The following is a 12,626-nucleotide window of genomic DNA, read 5'->3' as shown; positions in this document are numbered from 1 at the left end:
CAGGGGCGCGAGGCGTTGCAGCCCGGCTGCCTGATCAGGGCAGATCGAAGGTGCCATAGGTCGGCGTGCCGCCGGTCAGGTGATCGACCGCAAACTGAACCGAACGTTCGATACCGGCCAAGGTCTGCGGCTGATTGTCCGTGTCGAAACCGTGCCCGGCACCAACCAACGTGTAGAACGCATAGGGCACGCCCACCGCATCCGCTTGTGCCGTCATGGCAAGCGAGATCCGGTAATCCACCAGCGGGTCTTCTTCGCCGTGCAGGATCAGGAACGGCGCCTCGCCCGTTTCAAGGTCGCTCATGCGGAAAAGCTCGCCCCACCAGGCGTTGTGAAAAACCGGCTCGGGCCGGACAATGGCGAACTGGTTGAGCCCATAGGCGATCTGGGCGGTGATGATCGTGCCCGCCGACGAACCCCAATAGCCCATGCGGCTCATGTCCATGCAATATTGGCCCGCGTTTGCCTCCATCCAGCGCAGCGCGGTGACCCCGTCTTCGATGGCGCTGATGACAGTGTCGAACAGATCGCCGTCGGGATTAACGAGCCCGTCGTCGACGAGCGCTTGCGCGAATGCGGCAAATTCGTTGGAGAACACCGGCATATCCCCCAACAGGCGGTAATTGATCGAAACGAAGTTGAACCCTTCGGCCGTAACCCGCGGAGCGATCGCGGCAACAAGGCCGTCCTGCTTGTCGCCCATGATGAAGCCACCACCATGCACATAGAAAACCGTCGGACGCGGCGCTGTGCAGGTGGCTTCGGGCTGGTAGATGTCAAGTCGCAGGTCGACACTGCCCGTCTGGCTCTCACCTGACCCATAGCTGATATCTGAAAGCAGGGTGTAATTGCTCTGGCTCGCCGTGGGCGTGGGGGTCGGCGTGGGAGCTGGCGCCGGCGCGGGCGTCGGGGCCGGAGCAGGCGGGGGCGTTGGCGCAGGTGCGGGAACCGGTGCGGGCGTGGGCGTGGGTGTCGGTGCCAGTGCAGCCGGGGCCGTGTCGGCGCCGCCACAGGATGACAGGGCAAGAGCGGCGATGATGCACAGCAGGCTCCGCCCGCGAAGAATTGTCGTCATGATTGTTCTCCTGGTTGTGTTGCGTGAAGGGATCAGGTGAGAGCGAGCGCCCGGCGCGCCGTGTCGGCTGGGTTGTTTGTCGCGCGTTCGGATGGACGGCCGAAAAGAACTCGCCATGCGGATCCCGCGGTGCGCACCTGCTTGAGGTCGCGCCACAGGTTCGCCCATTCGTGAAAGGCAATGACGAAGGGATTATTGCTGGTGACGGGCCTGGTCAGGCCGTAGCGCACCGGCTCGTTATCGCGCTCCAGGGCAAAGGTGCCGAACAGGCGGTCGAACACGATCAGGACACCGCCGAAATTGGTGTAGAGATAGGCGGGGTTGGAGCCGTGATGCACCCGGTGGTGCGAGGGCGTGTTGAACACCCATTCGAGCAGGCCGAGCTTGCCCACGGCCTCGGTATGCAGGAAGTATTGGTAACGCAGGTTGATCGCCATCAGCGTCGCGATCACCACGGGATGAAACCCCATCAGCGCCATCGGCAGCAGCACCACCCATGCCCCCGAAATCGTGCCTGTCCAGCCGAGCCGAAAGGCTGCAGGCAAGGTGAATTCATTGGGCGAATGGTGCACGGCGTGGCTGGTCCAGAGCCAGCGGACCGTGTGGCTGAAGCGGTGCTGCCAATAGTAGAAGAACTCGAGCACGAAGAAGCCGGCAGCCCAAGTGCGCCAGTCATCCATCGCCCATTGGCGAGGTGCAAGCTCGAAGACCGCGAACATGGCGGCGGTCACCACGCCGCCAGTGACAAGCTTCGAGACGGTCTGGCCCGCCATCACGCCGAGATTGGCACCGAGCGAACCGAGATCATAACCTCGGCCCAATCGTTTGCGCCAGGCAAACTCGGCTAGCGCGAAAAGGACAGTGACGAGCAGAAAAGCTGCAGGCGGCTGATCGGTCAGCATGGCGTGCTCCGATTGATGGGGTGACGGTGAGCCTGCAGCGCTCAGCGGCTCTGGCGGAGCGCGGCGATCTCCGTCCGGCTGAGAATCTTGTCGCCATTGGTGTCGCCGACCACGAAGGCAGGCGCTTCGCCATTGGCGAGTTCGGTGCGCGAGATGCGCCCGTCCCCGTTGGTGTCGAGCGAAGAGAGCATCCGATAGGCCTGATCAAAGCGTTCGCCGAACATGCGGGGACGGTCAGAGCGATCGACATGGCCGTCGCCGTTGCGATCAATGCGCGCGAACATCTCGCTGCGGACCCGGTCGAATTCGACCCGGGTGATCTCGCCGTCGCCATTGGCGTCGGCGCGCTCGAGCAGCTGTTGCATCTGGTCGCTCTCTTGCGCCCCCAGCGGAGCGGCAAGGATCAGTGCGGAACCGATCAGTCCGCCAACAAGGGCGGGCAGGCGCTTGAACATCTTGGTCATCGGGGGTCTCCATCAGTTGCGATGGAGGGAGAATGACCTCAGGGAGTTGCCCCCTTTTGCCCGGCCCGACACAGTTTGTGACGAAATGTTGCCGACACAGGTGCGCCCGGACATAAATGGTTGCAAATCGACGCTGGAGCGAACCCCGGCGCACGCCTATCCTGCCAGCATGCAGCAGGGCCCGACTATTCTCGTCGTCGATGACGATCCCGAGCTTCTGGTCCTCGTCTCCGGGGTGTTGGAACGCAGCGGCATGCGCACCCTCACGGCCCAATCGGCGGCCGAGGCCGAGGCGCCGATTGCGGAGGGACGCGCCGACCTCGTGGTGCTTGACCTGATGATGCCGGGCGAGGATGGCCTCAGCTTCTGCCGCCGCCTGCGCGCGACCTCTAGCCTGCCCATCATCATGCTCACGGCCATGGCGGAAGACATCGATCGGATCGTAGGGCTGGAGATTGGCGCGGACGATTATCTCGGCAAACCCTTCCATCCGCGCGAACTGGTTGCCCGGATCAAGGCGGTTCTGCGCCGCCGGGACAGGGACGCCGCGGCCGCGCCGGCGGCACCGCAGCGCGCGCTGCGGTTCGGAAACTTCATCCTGTTGCCCGACCATCTCACCCTGAAGGACGCGCGCGGAGGTGAAGTCGCGCTCACGTCCGGCGAGTTCGCGCTGCTCCTCGCGCTTGTCGAACGCGCACCGCGCGTGCTGTCGCGCGACATGCTGCTCGATCTGTCGCGCGGGGTGAACACCAACCCCTTCGACCGCAGCATCGATTCGCAGATCAGCCGCATCCGCCGCAAGATCGAGCCCGATTCCAGGCAGCCGCAATTCATCAAGACGGTGCGCAATCTCGGCTATGCCTTCTCGGCCCCGGTGACGCGCGAAGGCCTGTGAGGCAGCCGGTGGGCGGATTGCTCAATTCGATCCTGGCGCGGGTGCTTGCCCTGACGTTCGGGCTTCTTGTCCTGACGCTCGCCGCATTGATCGTGATCATGCAGACGCCGGTCTCGGGCCGCGTCTTCGACCGCGCCATCGCCGAAAGTGCGGACAGTATCGCTGAACTGGTCTGGCTGATCGAGACGTCACCGCCAGAGGCCGAGGGGCCGATCCTCTCGACCTATTCGAGCCGGTCCCGCATTGCCTGGGTCGTGAACGGGTTTTCCGGGGAACTGGCCCCGGATCGCAGGCGGCAGGCCTTGCTGGTCAGCGCCGATGCCGCCGTCACCGCGCGGTTGCAGGACCGTGAAATCCGTTTCGACCTTGTCGGCGTGGTCGAACTGGCCCGCAGGCGCGGCGCGAACCCCGACCTTTTCTACAACACATCGAGCGCACTGCAGGTCGCCATTGCACTTGCCGATGGCCGGGTGCTCAACATCTGGCTGGCGCCTTCGATCTTCTACACCAGAGCGCCCTTTGCCCCCTATTTTCTGATCGCGCTGGTGCTGGTGGGGACCGTGCTGCTCGGCTTCGCGCTCCACTGGGTCATCATGCGCCCGATCCGCGCGCTCGAGCATGATGCCGAGCGCGTGGGGCTGGCGGAAACCGCCGTGCCCGTCTCGGAAACCGGCCCGCGCGAGTTGCGCCGCCTGTCGCAGGCCCTCAACCGGATGCGGCTGCGGCTCGATGGCCTGATCCGCGAGCGGGAGCAGATCATGGTCGCCATTGCGCACGACATCCGCACAGGGCTGACGAAATTGCGCCTCAGGACAGACGGCCGGGAGACTGTTCCGGTCACCGAGATCGAGCCCGATCTCGCGCAGATGGAACGGTTGCTGTCGGACATGATGGCCTATGCGCGGGCCGAAAGCCCGCTGGCGGAGCAGGAATTGATCGAGCTGCGCGCTTTCTTGGTCGCGCTCGCCAACGCAGCGCCGCAGCGGATCGAGATCACCCAGGATGAACCGTCCGACGCGTTCACCATTGCCGGCAACCGGCTGGCGCTTGCCCGGATGACCGAGAACCTGTTCGAGAACGCGCGGGCCTATGGCAAGGGCTGGGTCAGCCTTTGCATCAAGCGGGACGCCTCGGGGCTGATCATCGCGGTGGAGGATGACGGTCCCGGGCTGCCCGAGAACCAGCTCGACCGGGTGTTCGAGCCCTTTTTCCGTGGCGAAAGCTCGCGCAACAGGGCGACGGGCGGCACTGGCCTTGGCCTTGGCATCGCTCGCGCCATTGCTCACACGCACGGCGCGCAGATCCGACTGTCCAACCGCGCGCAGGGCGGGCTGCGCGCCGAGCTGGTCTTTCCCTCTGACCTGCGCATGTGAACCCCGTGACCCGCGGGCAGAGCGCCGAGGGTTCAGGCCGCTACGAAGCGGTCCACACCGCTGCTGTCAGTGAGGCGCTTCAGCTTGCCGCGTTCTTCGAGCCAGTGGAGATGGGCCACCGCCTCGCCGGTGGCGATGCCATAGTCGCCCTCCCCGATCGGCTTGCGGAACAGGGTGGCGAAGCTTTCAAACGCAGTGCGCGGTGTGCTGCAAAAGGCCGTTAGCTTTTCCAGTTTGGCATGGTGATCGGTGGCGAGCTGGTCGAGCCGGGTGTGGAGCCCGCGAAACGGCTCGTTATGGGCCGGCAGGACGAGAAGCTCAGGGTCGAGCTGGCGCAGGCGCTCGATCGATTCGAGCCAGTCGGCCAGCGGGTCGGCATAGGGTTCGGTGGGATAAACCGAGACATTGCTGGTGATGCGCGGCAGCACCTGATCACCCGAGATCATCATGCCTTCGGAAACGAGGCAGCTATGCTCGGGGGCATGTCCGCGGCCGGTGACGATGGTCCATTGGCGCGCGCCGATGGTCAGGGTATCGCCGTCGCGGATGCGCTTGAAGCCGGCGGGAAGCGCCGAGACGATCTTGCTGAAATTGCCCCAGGGCCGGGCGCGCAGCGTCTCGACCGCTTCATCGGGCCAGCCGGCGCGGATCGAGAAATCGACGGCCTCCTGAGGGGGGGTGTCGCGGATATCGAGGGTCAGCGTGCGGGCCAGCAGATATTCAGTGCGGGCGATCTCCAGCGGCACGTTCCAGCGCGCGCAGAGCCAGCCGGCAAGCCCGAGATGATCGGGATGATAATGGGTTACGATGACGCGGCTGACCGGCTTGCCCGCCATGGCGCCGGCGAACAGCGTTTCCCAATGCGCCTTTGATTGGGCGAGGTTGACCCCGGTATCGACGATGGCCCAGCTGTCTCCTGCGTCGAGCACCCAGAGATTGATGTGATCAAGCCCGAAGGGCAGCGGCATCCGCAGCCAGTGGATGCCGGTCAACACTTCGAACATTGTGCCGCCTTCGGGCACCCAGCGGCCAAAGGGATAGTGCAGGCCGCGCAGGTCCTGCGGGGCGCGCTCGGCCGTGGGCGAGCCGATGATGGGGCCGCTGTGCGGCGCGGGCGCGGTGGTGAGCGAGGTGTCGGACATGGTCGCTCGTGTAGGCGCGCTTGCCCGTGGCGGCAACTGAGGCAATAGGGGGGCGATGGTCCCCTCCCCTTCCCGACTTGTCGTCTTTGATTGTGACGGCACCTTGATCGACAGCCAGCGCAACATCATCCGCGCTATCGGCGAGAGCTTTGGCCGGCTGGGGCTGGCGGCGCCCGATGACCATGCGGTGCGGCGCGTGGTCGGGCTGAGCCTTGTCGAGGCGATGGAGCGGCTGCTGCCCGAGGCGGATGCGGCGCTGCATGTGCGGCTGGCAGCGGACTACAAGACGGCGTTTCAGCGGCTGCGCGCCGAGGCGCGGCTTGAAGTGGAGCCCATGTATGACGGGATGGACGCGCTGCTGCGGGCGCTGCACGGCGATGGCTGGCGGCTGGCGGTGGCAACGGGCAAGAGCGACCGGGGGCTGGCGCTGGCACTGGCGCATCATGGGATTTCGGAGCTGTTCGTGAGCCTTCAGACCGCTGACCGGCATCCTTCGAAGCCGCACCCCTCGATGCTGCGCGCGGCGATGGGCGAGGCTGGCGTGGCGGCGGGCGGCAGCGTGATCGTGGGCGACACGGTGTTTGATGTCGAGATGGGCGCGCGTGCCGGGGTGCGTGCGCTGGGGGTGGACTGGGGCTATCATGACGCATCGGAGTTGCACGGCGCCGGCGCGGCCGGTGTGGCGGCTGATGCCGATGAGCTGTGGAGGCTGTTGCATGGCGGGTGAGCGCAAACCGCGCCTGCGGGTGGTGAAGCCCGAGGAGCCGGATGGCCGGCCGATCCTGAACGAGGCGGAGGCGAAGAAGCGGTTCCTCATCTATTTCGCGGTGAAGATGGCGGGGCTTGCAGCGCTTTTTGGCGGGGTGTTCCTGGGGCAGAGCGGGATCAACCTGCCATCGGGGCTGCTGCTCTTGGCGGGTGTGGTCTCGCTGTTCGTACGGCCGAAGATGCTCGGGCTGACAACCTCGCCGCGGACGCGCAAATGAAGCGGTTCTGGCGCGAGGTTGCGACCAGTGGCGAGGGGCCGTTCGGCGTGTTGCTTGATGGTCGCGCTGTGCGGACACCGGCCAAGGCACCGCTGATGCTGCCGGGACGGGCGCTGGCCGAGGCGGTGGCGGCGGAATGGGCAGCTGTGGTGGACCTGGTTAAACCCGAAGCGATGCCGATGACGGGGCTGGCCAATGCGGCGATCGACCTGCTCTCGGGCAATGTCCCTGGCCATGCGGCGCGGCTGGCGGCTTATGCAGGCAGCGACCTCATCTGCTACCGCGCCGAGGGGCCAGACGCGCTGGTGGCGCGGCAGGCGGCGGCGTGGGACCCGCTGCTCGACTGGGCGAAGGCGCGGCTGGGCGTGGATTTCGTGGTGGCGGGCGGGGTTATGCCCGTCCACCAGCCAGCCGATGCGGCGGTGCGTGTAGCCGAAGCGTTCGAGGCGCTGGGGCCGTTCGGGCTGGCGGCCGTCTCGCATCTGGTGCCGATTTCGGGCTCGGCTCTGATCGTGCTGGCGCTGCTGGAGGGGCGGATCGACGCGGACGGCGCCTTTGCGGCGGCGAGCGTGGACGAGCGCTGGTCGGAGGAGAAATGGGGCGTTGATGACGAGGCGCTTGCGGCGCTGGCGGCGCGCGCGGCGGCCTTTGCAGCGGCGCATCGCTTTCTTGTGTTGGCGCGGACAGACGGGTAACCGGCAGCGAGCGACTTTTGGGGAGTTTCTGATGCGCGAGATTTTGGCGGAGCTGGAGCGGCGGAAAGCGGCGGCGCGGGCCGGGGGCGGCGAGGCGCGGGTGGCGGCACAGCATGCCAAGGGGCGGCTGACGGCGCGGGAGCGGCTGGATATCCTGCTCGATCCCGGTTCGTTCGAGGAGCTCGACATGTATGTCGAGCATAATTGCGTGGATTTCGGCATGGCCGAGCAGACCATTCCGGGCGACGGGGTGGTGACCGGCTCGGGCACGATCAACGGCCGCATGGTCTTTGTGTTCAGCCAGGATTTCACCGTGTTCGGCGGGTCGCTCTCGGAGCGGCATGCGCAGAAGATCTGCAAGGTCATGGACATGGCGATGAAGGTCGGGGCGCCGGTGATCGGGCTGAACGATTCGGGCGGCGCGCGCATCCAGGAGGGCGTGGCGTCATTGGGCGGATATGCGGAGGTGTTTCAAAGGAATGTGCTGGCGAGCGGCGTGGTGCCGCAGATCAGCGTTATCATGGGGCCGTGCGCGGGCGGGGCGGTCTATTCGCCGGCGATGACCGACTTCATCTTCATGGTGAAGGACAGCTCCTACATGTTCGTGACCGGGCCGGACGTGGTCAAGACGGTGACCAATGAGGTGGTGACGCAGGAGGAGCTGGGCGGGGCGGTGACGCATACGACGAAATCGGGCGTCGCTGACGTGGCGATGGAGGATGATGTCGACGCGCTTTTGCGGACACGCGAGTTCTTTGACTATCTGCCGCTCAACAACCGCGAGGGGGCGCCGGTGCGGCCGAGTGCGGATGAGCCGATGCGGCTGATCCCGAGCCTTGACACGCTGGTGCCGGACTCAGCGGCCAAGCCCTACGACATGCACGAGCTGATTGCGGCGGTGGCGGACGAGGGCGAGTTTTTCGAGGTGCAGCCGGCGCATGCGGGCAATATCCTGTGCGGGTTCGTGCGCATCGAGGGGCATACGGTGGGCGTGGTGGCGAACCAGCCGATGGTGCTCGCGGGCTGCCTTGATATTGCGGCATCGAAGAAGGCGGGGCGGTTCGTGCGGTTCTGCGATGCCTTTTCGATCCCGCTGGTGACCTTTGTCGATGTGCCGGGCTTTTTGCCGGGTGTGGCGCAGGAACATAATGGCATCATCAAGCATGGCGCCAAGCTGCTGTTTGCCTATGCGGAGGCGACCGTGCCCAAGATCACCGTGATCACCCGCAAGGCCTATGGCGGGGCTTATGACGTGATGGCCTCGAAGCATCTGCGCGGCGACCTGAACTATGCCTGGCCGACCGCCGAGATTGCGGTGATGGGGGCCAAGGGGGCGGTCGAGATCATTTTCCGCAAGGACATTGGCGACGCCGAGAAGATCGCGGCGCGGACCAAGGAATATGAGGCGCGCTTTGCCAATCCGTTCGTGGCGGCATCCAAGGGTTTCATCGACGAGGTGATCCAGCCGCATGAAACGCGGCGGCGGATCGCGCTGGGCTTGCGCAAGCTGCGCACCAAGCAGCTCAGCAACCCGTGGAAGAAGCACGACAACATCCCGCTCTAGATGATGGTCTATGAGCTGGCGAAGTTTTTGCACGTGACCGGCGTGGTGATGTTGATGGGCAACATCACGGTGACCGCGATCTGGAAATTCTTCGCTGACCGGGACGGGCGGCCGGCGGTGCTGGCGTTTGCGCAGAAGCTGGTGACCTATACCGACTGGTCGATGACCGTCTGGGGCGTGGTGCTGACCATGGCGGGGGGCTATTTCATGGCCTTTCGCGGGGGGTTTGCCCTTGGTTCAGGGTGGCTCTTGTGGAGCCAGATCCTGTTTGTGGTGGCGGGGCTGATCTGGCTGCTGAAGATCGTGCCCATCCAGATCAGGCAGGCGCGGCTGGCGCGCGCTTTTTCGGGCGATGATGTGGGCGAGGCCTATCGGGCGCTGTCCCGCGCCTGGCTGGGCTGGGGGCTGGTGAGCACGGTGCCGCTGGTGGCGGCGACCTGGTTGATGGTGGCCAAGCCCGGTTAACTCGGTTGATTCGGGCGCAGGCGAAGGTTCAGCGCCACGCTGGTGAACGCTTTGATGTCATGCAGACTTTCCGGGCGATTCGTAACTTTTGATGCAAGATCAAATAGTTGTTACGAATAGAGCCCGTCTCTGCGTTAGCATGCATTAGTTTTGTTACAGGGATATGACACAATTCGCTTGCAGCGGCGGCGCGTTGGCGTAGCATGAGGACATTGGCAAGGTTTGCCAATGGAAGCGGCCCTGGAGACAGGCGCCGAACAATGGAGAGCATTATCGCTTTCGAACTATCAAGGAGTGTTTGCGCATGATGAAGATTTTGATGCCCATTGCGGCAATGACCATGGCGGCCTTTGCGGCGCCGGTATTGGCACAAGACACTCTGACCAGCGATCAGATCAGGATTTATTATGACAAAGCCGATCTGGCGACTGAGCGCGGCCGGCGCGCCATTGAACGCAAAATCGAATTCGCCGTCGATCGCCTTTGCGGCCATCCCGTGATGGGGCACAAGGAAGAGAGCGACATGATCCGCTCGTGCCGCACCACGGCACGCGGCATGGCCCATGCGCAGCTTCCGGTGACCGTGGCCCAGAACTGACCGGGCTGCCACAAGGCTGATTGATGAGGGCCGGGGCGCGCGATCGCTCCGGCCCCTTTTCATGGGCGCGGCGTGGCCCATGAATTGAACAATTTCGGGCAATCTGTAATCGACCGGGGCCAGCCACGCCGGCCAGACATAAGGCGGCCGACGCCGCGCTGAAATAGAGCGGCCGACGCCGCGGGGGGTGGTGCGGCGTCGGCCTGAAGACCGGGCGGGCGGGCGGGCGCCCTGCGCCGGTCCATACATCATTTATGCTCCAACTTCGGTAAGATTGAAACTGAGATATATTGCTAGGGGCCATCGAGAAAATCGATTGTTGCAGCAGGGCTGGCGGCAGGCGATGCGGCGGGCCGGATGGGGCAGCCTGGCCGATGGGGGGGCTTGCCTCAAAAGGGGGGCAGGTTATGGGAAGAGCGCAACATGGGCCGATGGGCTGCTGATTTGGGGATGGATGCGTGTTCAAGAAGATCCTGATTGCCAACCGCGGTGAGATTGCCTGCCGGGTGATCCGTTCGGCACGCGCCATGGGGATCGCCACGGTGGCGGTCTATTCCGATGCCGATGCGGCCGCGCTCCATGTCGAGATGGCCGATGAGGCGGTGCATATCGGGCCGCCGCCGGCGTCTGAAAGCTATCTGGTGGCCGACAAGATCATCGCGGCGTGCAAGGCGACGGGCGCGGAAGCCGTGCACCCCGGCTATGGCTTTCTCTCCGAGCGCGCCAGCTTTGTGGAGGCGCTGAGTGCGGCGGGCATTGCCTTTATCGGGCCGCCGGCGGGCGCGATTGCGGCGATGGGCGACAAGATCGAGAGCAAGAGGCGCGCCGTAGCGGCGGGCGTGAGCGTGGTGCCGGGCTTTGTCGGCGAGATTGACGATGTCGACCATGCCGCGCGGATTGCCGGCGACATTGGCTATCCGGTGATGATGAAGGCGAGTGCGGGCGGCGGCGGCAAGGGCATGCGACTGGCCTGGGACGAGGGCCAGCTGCGCGAGGGCTATGAGAGCGTGAAGCGCGAGGCGCTGTCGAGCTTTGGTGATGACCGGCTGTTCATCGAGAAATTTGTCGAGCAGCCGCGCCATATCGAAATCCAGGTGATCGGCGACCAACAGGGTAACATCATCTATCTGGGCGAGCGTGACTGCTCGATCCAGCGCCGCCACCAGAAGGTGGTGGAGGAGGCCCCCTCCCCCTTTGTGACGCCCGAAATGCGGCGCGCGATGGGCGAGCAGGCGGTCGCGCTGGCCAGAAACGTCGGCTATTTTTCGGCCGGCACGGTGGAGTTCATCGCGGGCGCTGACCGTTCCTTTTATTTTCTGGAGATGAACACCCGGCTGCAGGTGGAGCATCCGGTGACCGAGTGTGTGACCGGGCTGGATCTGGTCGAGCTGATGATCCGGGTGGCGGCGGGCGAGGCGCTGCCGCTCGAACAGAAGGACGTGACGCTGACTGGCCATGCCATCGAGACGCGGGTTTATGCCGAAGACCCTTATCGCGGCTTCCTGCCTTCGATCGGGCGGCTTTCGGTGTGCATGCCGCCCGAAACCGGCGCGCGGATCGACACCGGCGTGCGCGAGGGCGCGGAAATCTCGATGTTTTATGACCCGATGATCGCCAAGCTGATCACCCATGCGCCGACGCGGGCCGAGGCGATTGCCGCCCATGCGGAAGCGCTCGACCGCTATGTGATCAGGGGTATCAGCCACAATATCGATTTTTTGAGCGCGATCATGGCGCATCCGCGCTTTCAGGCGGGCGAGACGGTGACCACCGGCTTCATTGCCGAGGAATATCCCGATGGCTTTTCTGGTGCGCCGCTGGATGGGGAGACGCGCGATGCGCTGCTGGCGACGGCCGCGGTGATGCAGGCGATCCGAACCGAGCGGGCGCAGATGATCGACGGGCAGCTTGGCGAGGAGCCGGTTGATTTTGGCAGCGACTGGGTTGTGCAGATGGGCACGGAGATGGTGCCGGTGCATGTCGAGGCCGACGGCGATGGCTTTGCGGTGACGATCGAGGGCCGCCATGTGAGCCTCGCGACCGACTGGCAGCTGGGCGACCGGCTGTTTGAGGCCGAGATTGGCGGGGTGGCGCGCGGGATTGCGGTCAACCGGGCGGGCAGCTTCACCGTTTTGACCACGCGCGGCGCGGCGCACCGGCTGCGCGTGCTGACGCCGCGCGCGGCCGAGCTGGCCGGGCACATGATCCCCAAGGTGGCGCCCGACCTCAGCAAGTTCTTGCTGTGTCCGATGCCGGGGCTGGTGGTGAGCGTGGCGGTGAGCGAAGGCGACAAGGTGGAGGCCGGGCAGGTTCTGGCCACCGTGGAAGCGATGAAGATGGAGAATGTGCTGCGCGCCGAGAAGCCAGGGGTGGTTTCGGCGGTGCGGGCCAAGGCGGGGGACAGCCTTGCCGTGGATGCGGTGATTTTGGAGTTTGAGGGCTGAGCGCGGCTGCGAAGAGCAAGGCT

13 protein-coding genes are annotated in these 12,626 nt (G+C 65.1%); 9 read left to right on the top strand and 4 right to left on the bottom strand.

Features of this window, described 5'->3' with window-relative positions:
- Window positions 1-34 precede the first annotated feature (34 nt).
- From ACMVO5_RS01220 to ACMVO5_RS01210, 3 genes are read right to left on the bottom strand one after another with little or no spacing between them, the layout of a single operon-like run.
- On the bottom strand, window positions 35-1,075 hold the full coding sequence (locus tag ACMVO5_RS01220) for an alpha/beta hydrolase (RefSeq protein ID WP_416908275.1): 1,041 nt from the start codon (window positions 1,073-1,075) through the stop codon (window positions 35-37).
- Window positions 1,076-1,107: 32 nt separating this feature from the next.
- Window positions 1,108-1,977, bottom strand: coding sequence for a sterol desaturase family protein (locus ACMVO5_RS01215; protein ID WP_416908274.1), 870 nt, complete (start codon window positions 1,975-1,977; stop codon window positions 1,108-1,110).
- A 41-nt stretch (window positions 1,978-2,018) separates the two neighbouring features.
- Window positions 2,019-2,441 carry a signal transduction protein gene (locus ACMVO5_RS01210; protein ID WP_416908273.1) on the bottom strand — a complete coding sequence of 141 codons (423 nt, stop codon included), beginning with the start codon at window positions 2,439-2,441 and terminating at the stop codon, window positions 2,019-2,021.
- A gap of 169 nt (window positions 2,442-2,610) precedes the next feature.
- Between ACMVO5_RS01210 and ACMVO5_RS01205 the strand changes: the two genes are divergently transcribed.
- Both ACMVO5_RS01205 and ACMVO5_RS01200 read left to right on the top strand, forming a co-directional pair.
- A complete protein-coding gene (locus ACMVO5_RS01205; protein ID WP_416908272.1) occupies window positions 2,611-3,336 on the top strand; it encodes a response regulator in 726 nt (241 codons plus the stop codon).
- 8 nt (window positions 3,337-3,344) lie between these two features.
- Complete coding sequence (locus ACMVO5_RS01200) at window positions 3,345-4,709, top strand: ATP-binding protein (protein WP_416908271.1); 1,365 nt, start codon at window positions 3,345-3,347, stop codon at window positions 4,707-4,709.
- Window positions 4,710-4,741: 32 nt separating this feature from the next.
- Here the strand turns inward: ACMVO5_RS01200 and ACMVO5_RS01195 are convergent, their stop codons facing one another.
- On the bottom strand, window positions 4,742-5,851 hold the full coding sequence (locus tag ACMVO5_RS01195; protein ID WP_416908270.1) for an MBL fold metallo-hydrolase: 1,110 nt from the start codon (window positions 5,849-5,851) through the stop codon (window positions 4,742-4,744).
- A 55-nt stretch (window positions 5,852-5,906) separates the two neighbouring features.
- Between ACMVO5_RS01195 and ACMVO5_RS01190 the strand changes: the two genes are divergently transcribed.
- The 7 genes from ACMVO5_RS01190 to ACMVO5_RS01160 all read left to right on the top strand — a co-directional run bounded on the left by ACMVO5_RS01190 (window position 5,907) and on the right by ACMVO5_RS01160 (window position 12,603).
- Complete coding sequence (locus tag ACMVO5_RS01190; protein WP_416908269.1) at window positions 5,907-6,578, top strand: HAD-IA family hydrolase; 672 nt, start codon at window positions 5,907-5,909, stop codon at window positions 6,576-6,578.
- On the top strand, window positions 6,568-6,837 hold the full coding sequence (locus ACMVO5_RS01185; protein WP_416908268.1) for a hypothetical protein: 270 nt from the start codon (window positions 6,568-6,570) through the stop codon (window positions 6,835-6,837). The genes ACMVO5_RS01190 and ACMVO5_RS01185 overlap by 11 nt, the downstream gene beginning before the upstream one ends.
- A complete protein-coding gene (locus ACMVO5_RS01180) occupies window positions 6,834-7,532 on the top strand; it encodes an ATP12 family chaperone protein (protein WP_416908267.1) in 699 nt (232 codons plus the stop codon). Before ACMVO5_RS01185 ends, ACMVO5_RS01180 begins: the two co-directional genes overlap by 4 nt.
- A 31-nt stretch (window positions 7,533-7,563) precedes the next feature.
- Window positions 7,564-9,096 (top strand): acyl-CoA carboxylase subunit beta, encoded by a 1,533-nt coding sequence (locus tag ACMVO5_RS01175; protein ID WP_416908266.1) that lies wholly within the window; start codon window positions 7,564-7,566, stop codon window positions 9,094-9,096.
- Window positions 9,097-9,561 carry a DUF2269 family protein gene (locus ACMVO5_RS01170; RefSeq protein WP_416908265.1) on the top strand — a complete coding sequence of 155 codons (465 nt, stop codon included), beginning with the start codon at window positions 9,097-9,099 and terminating at the stop codon, window positions 9,559-9,561.
- Between the two features lie 304 nt (window positions 9,562-9,865).
- Entirely contained in the window at window positions 9,866-10,159 is a 294-nt protein-coding gene (locus ACMVO5_RS01165) for a UrcA family protein (protein WP_416909387.1), read from the top strand.
- A gap of 458 nt (window positions 10,160-10,617) precedes the next feature.
- On the top strand, window positions 10,618-12,603 hold the full coding sequence (locus ACMVO5_RS01160; RefSeq protein ID WP_416908264.1) for an acetyl-CoA carboxylase biotin carboxylase subunit: 1,986 nt from the start codon (window positions 10,618-10,620) through the stop codon (window positions 12,601-12,603).
- Window positions 12,604-12,626 lie beyond the last annotated feature (23 nt).

The sequence above is a fragment of the Polymorphobacter sp. genome (genome assembly GCF_048007885.1).
GTDB lineage: Bacteria > Pseudomonadota > Alphaproteobacteria > Sphingomonadales > Sphingomonadaceae > Sandarakinorhabdus.
The sequence above is the reverse complement of the archived record's forward strand: the minus strand, read 5'-3'. Positions and strand labels throughout refer to the sequence as shown.